Source organism: Shewanella schlegeliana (assembly GCF_016765635.1).
Classification (GTDB): domain Bacteria; phylum Pseudomonadota; class Gammaproteobacteria; order Enterobacterales; family Shewanellaceae; genus Shewanella; species Shewanella schlegeliana.
The window spans coordinates 113,882-128,858 of record NZ_JAESVD010000002.1 but is presented as its reverse complement, the minus strand read 5'-3'; the positions used below and the strand labels follow the sequence as shown (position 1 = coordinate 128,858).

Genomic DNA, 14,977 nt, shown 5'->3' with positions numbered 1-14,977 from the left:
CCATAACATTAAGCAGCAGGGAAGAAAGCACCGAGTACAGCTTCTCTAGAGGCTCCAGTTACCGCAGGGAGGTTACCCGGCAGACCTTGATGGTACCGCATCGCTAACCAAGCAAAAGCGATGCCTTCGACCCACTGCGGATCCATGCCAAGCTCGGAGGTCGTGACCACCTTGTAGTTTGGCAGCAGTTTACGCAATCTGTGCATAAGCTCACAGTTATAGGCGCCGCCACCACAAACATACATCTCGCCATTTTCCGACAACTTTAGTGCATCGCTGGCGATGCTGTAGCAGGTTAAATCCAGCAACGTCGATTGAATATCTGCCTCGCTTAAATGACCAAACTCTGATAGCTGCTGCTCAGCCCAAGCTTGGTTAAACAGTTCGCGACCGGTACTTTTGGGGGCTGCGAGAGCAAAGTAGGGATGGGACAACAGGTGCTGTAGCATCTGTTGATCTGTGGTGCCCGATTTCGCCCAAGCGCCATCTTTATCAAAAGAGTGTCCAAGTTGGTGTTGGATCCATGCATCGCTTAAGCCATTTCCTGGTCCAGTATCAAAGCCGGTGACATCTTGGGTGTTTCCTGGCAGGTAAGTCACATTGGCGATACCACCAATATTTAAAATGATGCGTTTGTGATTTGGGCTGGCAAATACATGCTGATGAAAGGCGGGGACCAGTGGCGCGCCTTGACCGCCTAGAGCGATATCTTTACGTCTAAAGTCAGCAATGACATCGATACCTGTTTCGGCGGCGATGGTATTGGGATCACCAATTTGCAGGGTAAAGCCCATCTCAAGATTGGGCATATGGCGCACGGTTTGGCCGTGGCTACCTATGGCGATGACTTGCGACTTGTTGACACCAGCCTTATCTAGTAGGGCATTGGTTGCTTTAGCGAAAAGCTTACCCATGGCGCGATCTAAATGACCGAGACGGTTTATCTCATCATTTCCAGGTAGGCAAAGCTTCTGTAGGTTACTTAAAAGCGCCTTTGGTAGTTCCTCTGTATGAGAGGCAATAAGCCTTGGCTTATCGTCTTCAAAGCTAACCAGAACCGCATCGACACCGTCCATGCTTGTGCCGGACATCAAGCCTACGTAATAACTGTTATTCATGGCATTAAACCTATAAGTCGCACCGTGAAAAGTCCGATGCTTTCACCGCGCTACTGCGCTGCAATCTGTAGCTGTTTATTATGTTCAAGCTCAGCCATCATGGTTTTACTTAGTGTGGCAAACTGGGCCTTTTCTTTCTTCGCAATGGGTTCAGACTTTGGCAACTTTATCGTGCGAGGGTTGCGGTGCACACCATTAACGATGAACTCATAGTGTAGGTGTGGACCCGTTACTCGGCCTGTGGAGCCAAGAGTACCGATAATCTGCCCTTGTTTAACCGATTGCCCTGTCTTTACCTTACGTTTAGTCAGGTGAAGGTACTTGGTGGTATAGGTATCGTTGTGCTTAATAAACACGTAGTTACCATTATATTTGTTGTAGCTCGACTTAATGACACGGCCGTTACCCGCTGCCTTAATTGGTGTGCCTACTGCCGCGACATAGTCTACGCCGCGATGGGCCTTAACTTGGCCTGTAACCGGGTGCAGTCTACGAGGGTTAAAGCTAGAGCTAACATATTTAAAGTCGACTGGAGATCGCAAGAAGGCTTTACGCATGCTGCGGCCCTCTTCTGAATAATAGTTACCATCCTTGTATCTCACCGCCGTGTAGCGGTCGCCTTGGTTGGTAAATTCTGCGGCGAGAATATTGCCGTTTTTTAGGAACTCGCCATCGGCGTACTCTTCTTCGAATATCATTGCAAACTGATCGCCCTTACGGAGATCTAAGGCAAAGTCGATATCCCAACCAAAAATGGTGGCGAGCTGCATAATTTGGTTCGGTGTCAGTCCGGCATTCACTCCCGCATTCCAGAAGTTGTTCTCGATAGTGGCGCTAGCAAACTTAGAGCGCGCCTCGACTTTTTTAGTGACGATCTGCTCTTTATAACCACTATCGTTATGAGTGACGATTAAGGTGGTGATCTTATCGAGGTGATAGGTAAGTTGAGCCAGCTTGCCATCGGGTGTTTTAGCGATCACTAAGTCATCGCCTGGCATAATTTTCAGCAGATTCTTCTTGGCTTTGGGCAGCTGAGTTACATCATAGACATCTTTAGCCGTTAACCCTACACGCTCAAATATCGCGGCTAAGGTGTCACCACTTTTTACTTGAAAGTGCTTCTCTTTTAATTTTGGCGCTGTAGTTTTTTGTATTTCAGGCTTATCAGCAGCTTCAGCCAGCGCTTGTTTCTTGTTTGGCTCGCGACTTTGGCTTAGGGGCTCACTGTGAGTTCGTTGCGATGGGTTAGACTCGCTTAATGATGCTGAAGGTGGTGTGGGCTTTCTAAAGGCGAGTGGAACGTCATAGCGAGTATTAACGTCATATTCACCAGATGCTGACGGTGTCTGCTTAGATGCCTGTACATCATCTGATGGCATTAAGATAATAATTAGCGTGACAAAAACTAAACCGCATAAGAGCATTTGATGTAATTTTGGCAGTAATTTAAATAAAGTTATAACCTTTCCCATTGACCTTGATACCAAATTAGCCCTTTCTTAGTGATCCCTTTAGTGTACACACTTTCATTTGTGCTTGCTAACAAGTAACATGAGTGCCCATATTTTTTTGATTAGGCTCCCAGGAGTAACCGCCGATATGGCTGATTTAGAGCAAGCATTAGCAGAAATAAGACGTGGCACCGACGAGATATTACTCGAAGCGGATCTGCTGGAGAAGTTGAAAGAAGGTCGCCCGTTAAAAATTAAACTAGGCGCTGACCCAACCGCTCCAGATATTCATCTTGGCCACACGGTTATTTTAAACAAGATGCGTACCTTCCAAGAGTTAGGTCATGAAGTGATCTTCTTGATTGGTGACTTCACAGGTATGGTCGGTGACCCAAGTGGTAAGAACAGTACTCGTCCGCCATTGACTCGTGAGCAAGTACTTGCCAATGCTGAAACTTATAAGCAGCAGGTTTATAAGATTTTAGATCCTGCTAAGACGCGTATTGAGTTTAACTCTACCTGGTTGGAGCCATTAGGCGCTGCGGGCATGATCCGTCTTGCGTCACAGCAAACTGTTGCACGTATGATGGAGCGTGATGACTTTAAAAAGCGTTACGCTTCAGGTCAGTCAATTGCTATTCATGAATTCATGTACCCATTGCTACAAGGTTACGACTCAGTTGCACTAGAGTCTGACGTTGAGCTAGGTGGTACCGATCAGAAGTTTAACCTACTTATGGGTCGTGAACTGCAAAAGTCTGCGGGCCAGAAGCCACAGACTGTGATCATGATGCCACTGCTTGAAGGCCTAGACGGCGTTAAGAAGATGTCTAAGTCTGCTCATAACTACATTGGTGTGAGTGAGCCTGCTGGTGAAATGTTCGGTAAGATCATGTCAATTTCAGATGATTTGATGTGGCGTTACTTCGAGCTACTCTCTTTCCGTCCTTTGACCGAGATTGAGCAGTTCAAAGCTGACGTAGAAGCGGGTTCAAACCCTCGTGATGTGAAAATTGCATTAGCGAAAGAGATCATCGCACGTTTCCATGATGAAGCTGCTGCTGAAGCTGCACACCAAGAGTTCATCAACCGTTTCCAAAAAGGTGCGATTCCAAGCGATATCGAAGAGCTAGAGATTGTTGCTGGTGAAGGTATTGCGATTGCTAACCTGCTTAAAGAAGCGGGTCTAGTAAACTCTACTTCTGATGCGATGCGCATGATTAAACAGGGCGCAGCTAAGATTGATGGCGATAAGATTGAAGATACTCGCCTACAATTGACTGCTGGTACCTCTGCGGTATTCCAAGTAGGTAAGCGCAAGTTCGCTAAGATCACACTCGTTTAACGCGATTAAATCTCGGCTTAACTTGCTGGGTTTAAGTGCTAATCACTACTAGAGTGAAAATAGACTAGTGGTTATTCAAACAACGGTCTGTACCAAAGTGCAGGCCGTTTTTACATTGCCAAGTTAATCTTGCCGCATCTAACGTCCAGCGATCTTTCTGCTTCTCCATCGAAAGAATCAACAGCATCTTAGGGTGTTCAGCACTTGCGCCACTGACGTTATAGGTCACCACTTTTCCTTGGTACTGTTTGACTTTGGCCAGTTGAAAGCTGCTGCCAGCATAGTGGGCAGAGATAGATTCGGGTTGTTTACTCCAGCTACGCTGCTGCTGTTGCGCAAGTTCGAGTTTTTGATTGAACTTATGGATAGGCTGGTCGGCAAAAGAGACCACGATTGGTTGCTCAATGGCCATAGCGGCACTACAAGTGAGCATTGATAAGACAATCAGTGAGCGAAGCGCGTTAGTAAAACCCATAACAACCTACTGCATTCAAGGTACTTAGTTACTTTGACAGGTAAGCGACAAAAAGTTTCCTGTAGCAGCAGGATTTTGTGATCTGGGTATTATACCGGTTGGTATTACTAACGGGGATTACTGAACGGCGAGTTGATCGGCCATGGTTTGGTAATCCATCAGATCTTGATGCTCTTTAACCCTTTGATGGGTCATGTCTAAACGCAGTGTAGTCACGCCGGGAATGGCGATGTCTATGATGCGGCCAGGTTTACCAAATAGCTCGCCAGGCCCTTTATAGCGGTAGTTACCGATAAGTACGACTAGTGAGCCAGAGTTAAACATATGCTCGATATTAAAGTTGTATTCGAGTACACCGCGATGAGCACGTTTTAAAAACTGTAAAATATGGCGCTTGCCTGTGTATGTCCGCCCAGCGGTTCTGTCATTAAACACGCTGTCACGATTATAGAAGGCGCTCAGGCTCGTGTAGTCTTGACGAGTTAGCGCTTGAATATACTTAATAGCCAGCTGTTGCTCTTTGGGCATATCGCCGATATTGGCGAACGCCGGAAAGCTAAACAGTGCAAATACAAAACTAAGTAAAGCTAATCTCATTATTGTGGTGTCTTTAAATCAAAAGCCGGTAATGACAGGTGCCAACGAATAGCGGCTAATCTAATCACGAGTGCGGTACCCATTGCAAATAATAAGGCAAACATATCGGCCGCTCCCCAATGTAAACTTATGGTGTAACAGATCCCGCCCACTATCGATGCTGTCGCGTAGATCTCTGTACGAAGCACCATAGGTACCTGTTGACAGAGTAAGTCTCGAATAATACCACCACCGACGCCAGTGATTAAGCCCATAACGACGGCAGTCATACCGCTGAGCTCTAAATTTAGCGCTTTTTCTACGCCAATCACAGTAAAGAGTGCTAAACCAAAGGCGTCGGCAACGGGCAGGAGGTAACGTGGGACTCGCTTAGGTTTACGGACAAAAATAAAGGTTAATATAACGGTAATTAAAATCACCGTGATGTAATTGTGATCTTGGATCCAGAATACCGGAGTGGTGCCTAATAGAGCGTCACGAATGCTGCCGCCACCAATGGCAGTAACGGAAGCGAGTACGAGTACGCCAAATGGGTCCATCTTATGTCTGCCAGCGGCTAATGCGCCCGAAAGTGCAAATACAGCGGTACCACACAGGTCGAAGAAATAGATCCAATCGATCATCTATCCAACTCTTCAAGATGAATATTGAGGGCATCCACCGAAATTCGAATTTCGATAACAGAAAGCAGTAGTGAATAAAGTAGCAGGAGCAAGCTGCAACCGAAGATAAGTGCCCCGACTTTGTTAAGGCCGATGTAAATAAAGATCATACATAATACGCATAGGGCAAAGCTCAATGCCCCCGACTCCTGCATTCGTTTAATGATGCTGATCCGCTGACGAAGATTCTTTAGCTGACTATTGTGGAGCGGTTTGCCATTGGCACTGAGATTACGTATGAGCGCCGCTAAAGAGAAGAAACGATTGGTATAAGCCAACAACAGTAAAGAGATGGCTGGAAAGAGCAGTGCAGGCGTTGTCAGTGAGACATGGATATTTTCAAACAATGGAGTCAGCCCTAAACGAGTCAATATACGATTTTAGGAATCATACCAATGCCAATAATTTATACAAGATGATTACAATCTACTGAATAAATAAGTAGCGCATAAAGAAGGTTATTAAACAAAATTCAAGATATTAGCTGCTCTTGGTAGGGTTAACCTTGCATCACCCGCAGCAGGCCCCAAATACTTGGCAAGATAACGATAGCAAGCGTCCATAGGCTGAAGGCCACAGAGTTGAGTTTAACCGCTCTCAATAGATCGTTCTCATCGGGTAGCTTGCCATAAGTGACCTTAGGCATATCGACCTTTTCTTTGTTGAATTTTACCGGCCCACCTAGTTCAATCGCTAACGCACAGGCTACGACTTCGCAGGTTTGATACTCATTCAGTGGTGTTGTATTTACCTTAGGCGCCAATAGCCTCATAAGGCTCTTTGGACCGCCTTGAATGGCAAGGCTAAGGCTCCAGAGTTTTGCTGGGATATAGTGTACTAAGGTGCTGAGCACATATACCGGCATACCAAAATAACGGTATTGCGGGTTGTATACAGGCCAGACTGACTCGATTTGCTTTATCATTCTTGCGATGATCAACAGCGGTACGCCACCTATTGCAAAAAAGACAATGGCTGAAACAGTGCCATAAATCGAGGTGGTTGATAGCCTTTCAATGGTGGTCTTACACAAACCAACATTTGAAAGCGATGCCGTGCTGCGACTAACCCAAGGTAGTAGTAGGCTACGTGCATGGGGCTTATTATCGCGTTTGATGGCGATAGCCACTTCGTTGGCAATGTACCTGAAATGATCGTCTTGTAAGCAAAGATAAATAATGACGGTTTCAAAGAACCAAGGGAATTCGGCAAGCTCAACTAAGAAACTTATCACCGCCCAAAAAGGAATAATTAACAGTAGCATGGCGAGGGTGCCTGCGATTAACTGCTGCGATGGCGCACGGTTTACATGGTTTACCTTTGCGCTTAAGTTTTTAGCCACTTGAGATAACCACTCAAGTGGCTGAAGGTTGCGTGGCAGTGGAGCGATTCGAGCCAGTAAAATGGACACGAATAACACCAAGGCTCCAGTGTAAAGCTGACTATCTAGTGAGAAGATTTTAGTAAACTCTGGAACCATATTGCTGCGCTATCCTTGTGTTGCTTTGCTCGTCTTTTGTTTAAAAGCTTTTTAGCTTAGAGCTTTTTTAACTTAAAACAGCTTAGCTTATAGTTGCTCAAGCAGAGCGATAACCATTAATGCAGAGTGGTGACCCGCTTTTACGATGTACTCGTCAAAATCCACTGGCGAGTCGTTGTTAGCATTATCAGACAGTGAACGGATAACCACAAACGGTACACCAAACTGGTGACAAACCTGAGCAATAGCCGCGCCTTCCATTTCGCACGCCGCCATCGTTGGGAAGTTCTCTAGCATGGTCTTGGTGCGCACTGGATCGCAAATAAAGCTATCGCCAGTACAGATTAAACCTTCAATCGCTTTGACCTCGCCAAGGCTAGCAACGGCTTTTTGCGCCGCAGCAACAAGCTTTGAATCTGGGATGAATGCCGCTGGTTGCTGTGCCATCTGACCAATTTCATAACCAAAGGCTGTCACGTCTACATCGTGGTGACGTACTTCAGAAGAGATCACGATATCGCCAATGGCAAGTTCATCAGCGAAACCGCCAGCAGAACCCGTGTTAATAATCGCATCAGGTGCATACTTTTCAATAAGCAGTGTTGTCGCAATACTGGCTGTTACTTTACCAATGCCTGAACGAGTAACGATAACTTCTTTACCCGCTAGCTGACCTGCAACAAACTCGATACCGGCGATGGTTGTAGAGCTTGGGTTTTCCATCGACTCAACTAAATGTGCAACTTCCGGCTCCATAGCGCCAATAATACCGATTTTCATGAAATGACCTTTTTAACTACCTGAATGAATATGGGCGCTAATATACCACGGCACTTGGCGTTAGTGAAAAAGCCTTATGGATAAGATGAGAGGTCGGGCAACGGATAGGCTGATGACTATAACTGGTGCCGATATGCAGGGTAATGATAATCGTGGTCGTAAGTTCTTGCTCTTTTTGTGGATAAGGAGGGCTTTATGGTTTTGTGACACTCAAGTTAGGACTGTTATATGTCAATAATCTTAATTGATTCATTTGTTTATTAACTCGCTTTGTACTGTCTTTGTTCTAGACTCTAATTCTAGAGTTTGTGTGTAAGCTCGTTGCCAAGCTCCCAAACTGATGTTACTGCCTGTGATTAGGTGATTTAGGTCAATTTTTTGCTTTAGATATTGTAGACGCTAAGTGGGAACAATTTATTATGGCGAGTAATCCATTCTAATAATTAAGCTGTAAACTTTAAGGGGGCTCGAATGAGCATTCGCTTCAAACTCGGGCTTCTTCTATCGTTACTGTTTTTTGCTGCAATTGGTAATACTGTATTTACATTTATCCTCGAGGAGTATGGTGAAGAGAAGCTTGAATGGGTGATTCATACCCATGAGGTGCTAATTGAGTCTGAGCGCCTTATTGGCGCGGTTATCGACGCTGAAACGGGTCAACGAGGCTATCTGTTAACCCAAGACTCCGCATATCTTGAGCCGTACCATATTGGGGTGTCTTCGGTGGATAGACATCTTCAAGAGCTCTTTCGGTTAACTTCGGATAATTTGTCACAGCAGAAGCGCTTAGAGAATATAAGTGGGTTATTGACGAAAAAGCTCGCCGAGCTTGATTTAACGATTAACTTGACCCAAGAAAATACTCCCTCCTCCATATCTGAAGCCTCTAGCATTGTTAAAAATAACAGTGGTAAGAACTATATGGATGCGATTAGGGATGAGCTCACTTCGTTTAATAATGAGGAGCTTGTGCTGCTAGAACAAAGGAAAGGCGCCTTTAACGAGAGTCGAGCATATATCACCACATTGATTGGAGCTGAGATCCTATTTTTTGTTTTTTTGTCGATTATTACGGCAATGTTTGTAAAAAATAAATTCTATCAACCATTAGGCATGATGATTGAAGCTACGGCTAAAATGGAGCGGGGTGAGCGGCAAGAGGTCTCAGATATCCTGCCAAAAGATGAGATGGGCTATTTGCTCTCGCGTTTCTATCAAATGAGTGAAACAGTCTATGCGAAGGCAAAGTTGCTAGATTACGAAGCTAACCACGATTATCTCACTGGATTAAAGAATCGTACTGGCTTAGATACTGGAGTTGATTACTCTATAAAGGCACTAAGTTATGGCCAAAAATTGGCAATATTTTTTATAGACCTAAATAAGTTTAAAGTATTGAATGATAGCCTAGGGCATGACGTTGGAGATGAAATTCTCAAGGAATCAGCCTTGCGTATCAAAGAGTCGGTGAGATCGAATGATGCAGTATATCGCTTCGGAGGGGATGAGTTTGTTGTTATTGTCAATGACATTAAGGAAGCGGACCATGCAAAAATAGTAGCCGAAAAGATGTTGGCTAAATTCAGCTCGCCATTTCTTTGCAGAGGCCATGTAATCGATATCTCTCTGAGTATCGGCATCTCTATTTCGCCTGAGGATTCATTACAAAGCTGTGAGTTAATCAATCGGGCTGATATCGCTATGTACGCTGCAAAACGAGATGAGAGTGTCAATTATAAATTCTTTGATAACTCAATGTTATGCCGAGTAAATGATAAGGGTGATACCTGTTCGTTATCAACTGATGTTATAGAGACTAGTCACAGCGATAATAGTAGCCAAGTGACGTAATATTGCCGTTGATATTAGATAACTCAAACTCCATAAACTGACCGAAACAGCTATCACTTAGAGAAACAATGCAGATTAAAGTAGGGCAACTGTGCAGTGAGCAGGTGCTAGCGTTATTAAAGGCGCATCATGAAGATATGGCATCGCACTCCCCGCCTGAAAGTGTGCATGCACTAGATGTCTCTGGGCTAGAAGCTGAGGATGTTACCTTTTGGAGTCTATGGTGCGAAGATGAACTCGCAGGCTGTGGTGCACTAAAACAGCTTGATAGTCGCCATGGCGAAATCAAGTCGATGCGCACATCGAGCCATTTTCTTCGCCAAGGTGTCGCACAAACGCTTCTGGCACATATTATCAGTGAGGCAAGAGCGCGAGGTTATCAAAGACTCAGTCTTGAGACTGGCTCTATGGCAGCCTTTATTCCGGCTCGTAAGCTCTATGAGCAGTTTGGTTTTATCGAATGCCAGCCATTTGGCGATTATAAGCAGGATCCTTACAGTAGCTTTATGAGCAAAATGCTTTAAACATAAGGTCAATAAAACAACTTGCTTTATGGCTAAGTGAGGTGACGTAAGGCTAAAGCGTTTAATCCGCCTGAATTTGTCCCACCAACAACACGGGGGCGGCATCTAACTCATTGGCATCCATCATGGCGGCAATGCGCTCAACTGACGATAACAGCTGGCTTTGCTCCCACTGTTCAAGGTTTTGATAACGAGTAATGAAGTGTTCTTGAAGTGGTTTAGGTGAATCACTGAGTAGGGCTTGACCACTTTCGCTCAATGATAGGTGTACCTTGCGCTTATCGGTTTCGCTGCGAGTTCTAATCACTAACTGACGACTTTCTAATCTATCGATAATCGTTGTGACAGTGGCCGGGCTTAAGGCGACTTCATTGGCGACCTCTTTAGCCAGCGGTGACTCAAGTTGAGCAATACTGTGCATTACCATTAACTGTGGACCGGTTAGACCCGATTGTTTATTGAGCTGGCGAGAATGGATGTCAATCGCTCGGATCACTCGGCGCAGTGAAATCAGCAGCTGTTCATATTTTTCCATCTGTATTCCTCAGCTAAAAGGCCTTTGCCAGTGTTATTAAGTTTTCAATTAATAGTTTTGCTGTTCATCGCAGCGATTAAAAAAGTGCGGTACAACGTTCAGGGTTATACCGCACAATTTAGTTTAGCTGCAAGCTTACACTTACTTGACGGGTGTGAATCCGCTTAGAAGTTAAAGGTTCTTGCTACAGACAGTACAGCACGAGTATCGGCGGTATCTAGATCCATGCTGGTATCTTCAACCGCTAGGTTAAAGTCGAAACCTTTCCAGCTGGTCATGTATTCGGCACGGTAGTGGTTATAGGCTTTGTCGCCATCCCAAGACCACTTGTTCACATCTGTTGATGTTGAACGGTCAAAGCTGATGCGGATGTCATGGCCTTCAGTAATCGTAAATGTATGTGCCGCCATCATGATGTAATGACCCGCATCAACGCCGAAGTAATCCCATGTATACCAGAAGTTAAGCTCTGATTGGCCAACCGATGAGCCGTAGCCAAATTTAGTGTACACCTCTGGATATTGGTACTCATCTGAGAACGAATCACCGTGGTAAGTGTAATAAGCGACACCCGCATCCAGTGACACGCTTTCGCTCAACTGGAAGTACATGCCGCCGTAAAAATCCAGCTCTAGCCAAGTGTCATCACCTGAGCCGTAATCCACATTCGATGCCCAAGTACCCACATACCAACCAGTATCGGCGGCGTAATCAAGGCTTGCCTGCAGCGCAGGGCCATTATCTGTTTGGCTTACACCGTTAAAGGTGTAGTCTGAGGTGGCATTAATTGTTGAGCTAACGCCTGCCATTGCTGTTGCTGGCAATGCGATTAGACCCAGTAGCGCAAGATTTTTAATTGTTGTTTTCATCATTTCCCTTTCTTCTTTTTAGTTAGCTAATTCAATTTTGCTAAAATCAATTTTGTTTTCTGTCGGTGAGTGCTCGATGGCTGCAACCTTCTTGTATTTAGTCGCTAAGATGTAACCAAAACAGCCTAAAATCAGACCGATTGCCAGTGCGCCAACCCACTGGATCTCTAAGAAATTCAGCTGGAACAGCAGGGTGAGACCACTCATCAAGGCGAGATTGCCAATGATGTATTTAGTCTTGCCGAAGCGCTCAACGGTAAGGTTAAGGTTGTCGGTGTAGAGACGAATTAACGAGTCGAGAGAGTTAACCACGAAGGTAATACCTACCATCACCATCGCGAGGTTATAGAAGCCTGTGGTGGCAATTTCATTAGCGCTATAGTAGTACAGCACCGTAAACCACACCGCGATAGGCAGAGATGGGAAAACCATCATGGCAATCAGTACTTGGTAGGTCTTCATGCCGCCCACAAAGCGTGAGGTGAACTGACCAATCATGATGCTCCAAGCGAACCACCAGAATAGGTAGAACTCATGGTAATCATTCATCGGCAGGACGAAGTGATGGATATTGCCAAAGTAATCACCGATCAGGGCGAAGGTGTTAACGAACTCACCTATACCTGACTCTTTTGACATAAATGCGCCGGCCCACATCAACACTATTAAGCCTAGAAATAACCAAGTGCTGGCTAAGCTCAGAATGCGTACATAGCGAATACTGGTACTTGAGTATACGGCTGCGGCGATAATCACGAACACAATTAGATAGAAGCTGCTCACCACTGACTCGCCATCACCCATCTCTGGCAGATACCAAGGTAAGTTGGTCAATAGCAGGTAAGCGGTGAAGGCACAGGTGCCGATAATCACTAAGTTATTAATGAACTTAATGACAGGGATCTCGAAGAACTTGACCCTAGGCTCTATCACACAAAAATAGAAGCAAGTTAAGAAGTAAAATGCCCAGATTAAGAATGCCCAGAAACCAAATTCAATTGCCAGGGGATTGGTAAAACCATACTCAGGGCTCGCGCTTAAGTCTGCGTAGCCGCCAAACTCGGTTAGCGGGAACATGATTAAACCCACATCCAAACCTGAGGTAAACAGGATGGCGATAAAGGTAAAGGTACGCACTGGTGTGACACCCACGCACTTGACGTTGCCCCAGCGGTAGATCACGAAGGCGATGGCGGCGAACGTAAATAATATCCCTATAGTTAGCCAAGTGGTCATAGTTGAGCTCCTAGCTTATTTTCAGTATAAAAATTTCCATTAAAAAACATGCTTTTAGTCCTTGTTTTTATTGTCGTTATGCCCGCTAGCAGCCAAATTTTGGTCGCAAAAATCCCTCAAGCCTTAATTGCCGTTTTCACATCAGTTAAGGTTTGATAAATTAAACGTGGCGGTTAATGCCATTTAGCCGCTATGGCTTAGGTTGGCTGGACCTATACGTAAACAGTTTGAAGAAGCGGCTGGTAGATTGCCGAGCATCTTCATCTCGTTTGTGGAGGGGCTTGGCCTAGCCCATACTCTTAGTCTCAGTGTCACTGAGGCGTTAGTACATGGGCTAAGCTAAAGCGTTTATCTTGCTGGTGGTCGCTGCCTTTGCTGCTGTTGCCAATCTTGGCTGATGACCACTTCGGCAGTACTTGGCGCCAACGGCGTATGACCTAAAATCAAGTCGGCGGCACGCTCGGCTAACATGATGGTTGGCGAATTTAGGTTGCCGTTTGGAATGGTGGGGAAAATAGAGGAATCAACCACTCTAAGCCCTTCTATTCCATGCACTCTTGTTTCTGAGTCGACCACCGCCATGGCATCCTCTCCCATCTTGCATGAGCAAGAGGGATGATAGGCACTCTCAACCGCGTTTCTTACAAAGCTATCTATCTGTTCATCGGTTTCTACACTCGTTCCTGGCTGAATTTCTTCGCCGCGGTACTCATCTAGCGCGGGTTGATTGATGATCTCACGTGTTAAGCGAACGCAGGCACGGAAACCTTCGATATCGTCTTGATGAGACAGATAGTTAAACTGAATGCTGGGTGCAATTTTTGGATCATTTGAGATCACTTTGACGCTGCCGCGACTCTTAGGTTTGTTGTGGCCTATGTGCACTTGGAAGCCATGGCCTGCAAAGGCTTCTTTGCCGTCATATCGCATCGCTGCTGGCAGGAAGTGGTATTGCAGATCTGGCCATTCAAGACCCGCCTTTGAGCGAATAAAGCCACAAGACTCGAAATGGTTGGTCGCGCCCAGCCCTGATTTGTTTAAGATCCAACGAGTACCGATAAATAGCTTGTTGAGTGGATCGAGTTTACCGTTGAGAGAGATAGGCTTAAGGCACTTAAACTGGAAGTAGAACTCGAGGTGATCTTGCAAGTTTTCACCGACGCCTGGCAGCTCGTGTACTTGCTCGATCCCCGCTTTGTTAAGGGTCTCTGCTGCACCAATTCCTGAGAGTTGTAAAATATGCGGCGAGCCGATAGAGCCTGCAGACAGTACAACCTCTTTACTGGCATTGACTTCACAGATTTTACCTTTGCGCTCAAAGCGCACACCCACGGCTTTGTTAGCCTCACCGGGTTTACTTGAAAACAGTACTTTATGCACCTGAGCGTGGGTGATAACGGTTAAGTTTTCACGCTTCATCGCAGGTCTTAGGTAGGCATTTGATGTTGACCAGCGCACACCGTTTTTAACCGTCATGTGCATCGGGCCAAAGCCCTCTTGCTGGGCACCATTGTAGTCGTCTGTCGCTAAGTAACCAGCATCGACACCCGCGGCGACAAAGGCTTTATACAAGGGGTTTTTCATCTCGTTGCCGTTGTTGACCCCAAGTGGGCCATCGTTACCGCGATAATCATCTTCGCCAAATGCCCACTCTTCGGCTTTTTTGAAGTAGGGCAGGCAGTGGGCGTAATCCCAGTTTTTTGCACCGTGTTCTTGCCATTCATCGAAGTCCCTAGCATGGCCGCGAACGTACACCATGCCATTAATCGATGATGAGCCGCCTAATACCTTACCGCGTGGACAATGCATACGGCGGTTATCGAGGTAAGGCTCGGCTTCAGTTTCAAACTGCCAAGCGTACTTCTTGGTATTCATCGGGATTGAGAGTGCGGTGGGCATCTGAATAAAGATGCTCCTGTCACTGCCGCCAGTTTCAAGCAGCAATACGCGGTTATTCGAGTCGGCGGATAAGCGGTTGGCGAGTACACAACCTGCGCTGCCTGCGCCAACGATAATATAGTCGTATTGTGGATGGGTTATGGTCATGTCGGCTC

General features: G+C 45.8%; 15 protein-coding genes. 3 read left to right on the top strand and 12 right to left on the bottom strand.

The features are described from left to right. Positions 1-8 precede the first annotated feature (8 nt). Together JMA39_RS03615 and JMA39_RS03610 are read right to left on the bottom strand one after the other, a co-directional pair. Positions 9-1,118 carry an anhydro-N-acetylmuramic acid kinase gene (locus tag JMA39_RS03615; RefSeq protein ID WP_202720468.1) on the bottom strand — a complete coding sequence of 370 codons (1,110 nt, stop codon included), beginning with the start codon at positions 1,116-1,118 and terminating at the stop codon, positions 9-11. Between the two features lie 50 nt (positions 1,119-1,168). After that, positions 1,169-2,590: a peptidoglycan DD-metalloendopeptidase family protein gene (locus JMA39_RS03610; protein ID WP_202720467.1), complete on the bottom strand. Its 1,422-nt coding sequence runs from the start codon at positions 2,588-2,590 to the stop codon at positions 1,169-1,171. A gap of 127 nt (positions 2,591-2,717) precedes the next feature. Between JMA39_RS03610 and tyrS the strand changes: the two genes are divergently transcribed. After that, entirely contained in the window at positions 2,718-3,914 is a 1,197-nt protein-coding gene (tyrS, locus tag JMA39_RS03605; RefSeq protein ID WP_202720466.1) for a tyrosine--tRNA ligase, read from the top strand. A 64-nt stretch (positions 3,915-3,978) separates the two neighbouring features. Here the strand turns inward: tyrS and JMA39_RS03600 are convergent, their stop codons facing one another. The 6 genes from JMA39_RS03600 to mtnN form a co-directional block, all read right to left on the bottom strand. Next, the gene (locus JMA39_RS03600) at positions 3,979-4,389 is read right to left on the bottom strand and encodes a hypothetical protein (protein WP_202720465.1); all 411 of its coding nucleotides are present in this window, start codon (positions 4,387-4,389) and stop codon (positions 3,979-3,981) included. A gap of 117 nt (positions 4,390-4,506) precedes the next feature. Further along, positions 4,507-4,986 (bottom strand): nuclear transport factor 2 family protein, encoded by a 480-nt coding sequence (locus JMA39_RS03595; RefSeq protein WP_202720464.1) that lies wholly within the window; start codon positions 4,984-4,986, stop codon positions 4,507-4,509. Continuing rightward, a complete protein-coding gene (locus JMA39_RS03590; RefSeq protein WP_202720463.1) occupies positions 4,986-5,609 on the bottom strand; it encodes a trimeric intracellular cation channel family protein in 624 nt (207 codons plus the stop codon). Before JMA39_RS03590 ends, JMA39_RS03595 begins: the two co-directional genes overlap by 1 nt. Beyond that, positions 5,606-5,983 carry a DUF2721 domain-containing protein gene (locus tag JMA39_RS03585; protein ID WP_202720808.1) on the bottom strand — a complete coding sequence of 126 codons (378 nt, stop codon included), beginning with the start codon at positions 5,981-5,983 and terminating at the stop codon, positions 5,606-5,608. Before JMA39_RS03585 ends, JMA39_RS03590 begins: the two co-directional genes overlap by 4 nt. A 164-nt stretch (positions 5,984-6,147) precedes the next feature. After that, a complete protein-coding gene (locus JMA39_RS03580; RefSeq protein ID WP_202720462.1) occupies positions 6,148-7,128 on the bottom strand; it encodes a cobalamin biosynthesis protein CobD/CbiB in 981 nt (326 codons plus the stop codon). Positions 7,129-7,215: 87 nt separating this feature from the next. Next, positions 7,216-7,908, bottom strand: coding sequence for a 5'-methylthioadenosine/S-adenosylhomocysteine nucleosidase (gene mtnN / locus JMA39_RS03575; RefSeq protein ID WP_202720461.1), 693 nt, complete (start codon positions 7,906-7,908; stop codon positions 7,216-7,218). 471 nt (positions 7,909-8,379) lie between these two features. Between mtnN and JMA39_RS03570 the strand changes: the two genes are divergently transcribed. Beyond that, a complete protein-coding gene (locus tag JMA39_RS03570; RefSeq protein WP_237732589.1) occupies positions 8,380-9,759 on the top strand; it encodes a diguanylate cyclase domain-containing protein in 1,380 nt (459 codons plus the stop codon). Positions 9,760-9,827: 68 nt separating this feature from the next. Further along, positions 9,828-10,283: a GNAT family N-acetyltransferase gene (locus JMA39_RS03565; RefSeq protein ID WP_202720460.1), complete on the top strand. Its 456-nt coding sequence runs from the start codon at positions 9,828-9,830 to the stop codon at positions 10,281-10,283. Between the two features lie 61 nt (positions 10,284-10,344). Here JMA39_RS03565 and JMA39_RS03560 read toward each other — a convergent pair whose 3' ends face one another. The 4 genes from JMA39_RS03560 to betA form a co-directional block, all read right to left on the bottom strand. After that, the gene (locus tag JMA39_RS03560; protein WP_202720459.1) at positions 10,345-10,818 is read right to left on the bottom strand and encodes a MarR family winged helix-turn-helix transcriptional regulator; all 474 of its coding nucleotides are present in this window, start codon (positions 10,816-10,818) and stop codon (positions 10,345-10,347) included. A gap of 164 nt (positions 10,819-10,982) precedes the next feature. Continuing rightward, positions 10,983-11,687 (bottom strand): TorF family putative porin, encoded by a 705-nt coding sequence (locus tag JMA39_RS03555; protein ID WP_202720807.1) that lies wholly within the window; start codon positions 11,685-11,687, stop codon positions 10,983-10,985. An 18-nt stretch (positions 11,688-11,705) separates the two neighbouring features. Beyond that, positions 11,706-12,923 (bottom strand): BCCT family transporter, encoded by a 1,218-nt coding sequence (locus tag JMA39_RS03550; RefSeq protein ID WP_202720458.1) that lies wholly within the window; start codon positions 12,921-12,923, stop codon positions 11,706-11,708. Positions 12,924-13,271: 348 nt separating this feature from the next. Continuing rightward, the gene (gene betA / locus JMA39_RS03545; RefSeq protein WP_202720457.1) at positions 13,272-14,969 is read right to left on the bottom strand and encodes a choline dehydrogenase; all 1,698 of its coding nucleotides are present in this window, start codon (positions 14,967-14,969) and stop codon (positions 13,272-13,274) included. Positions 14,970-14,977 lie beyond the last annotated feature (8 nt).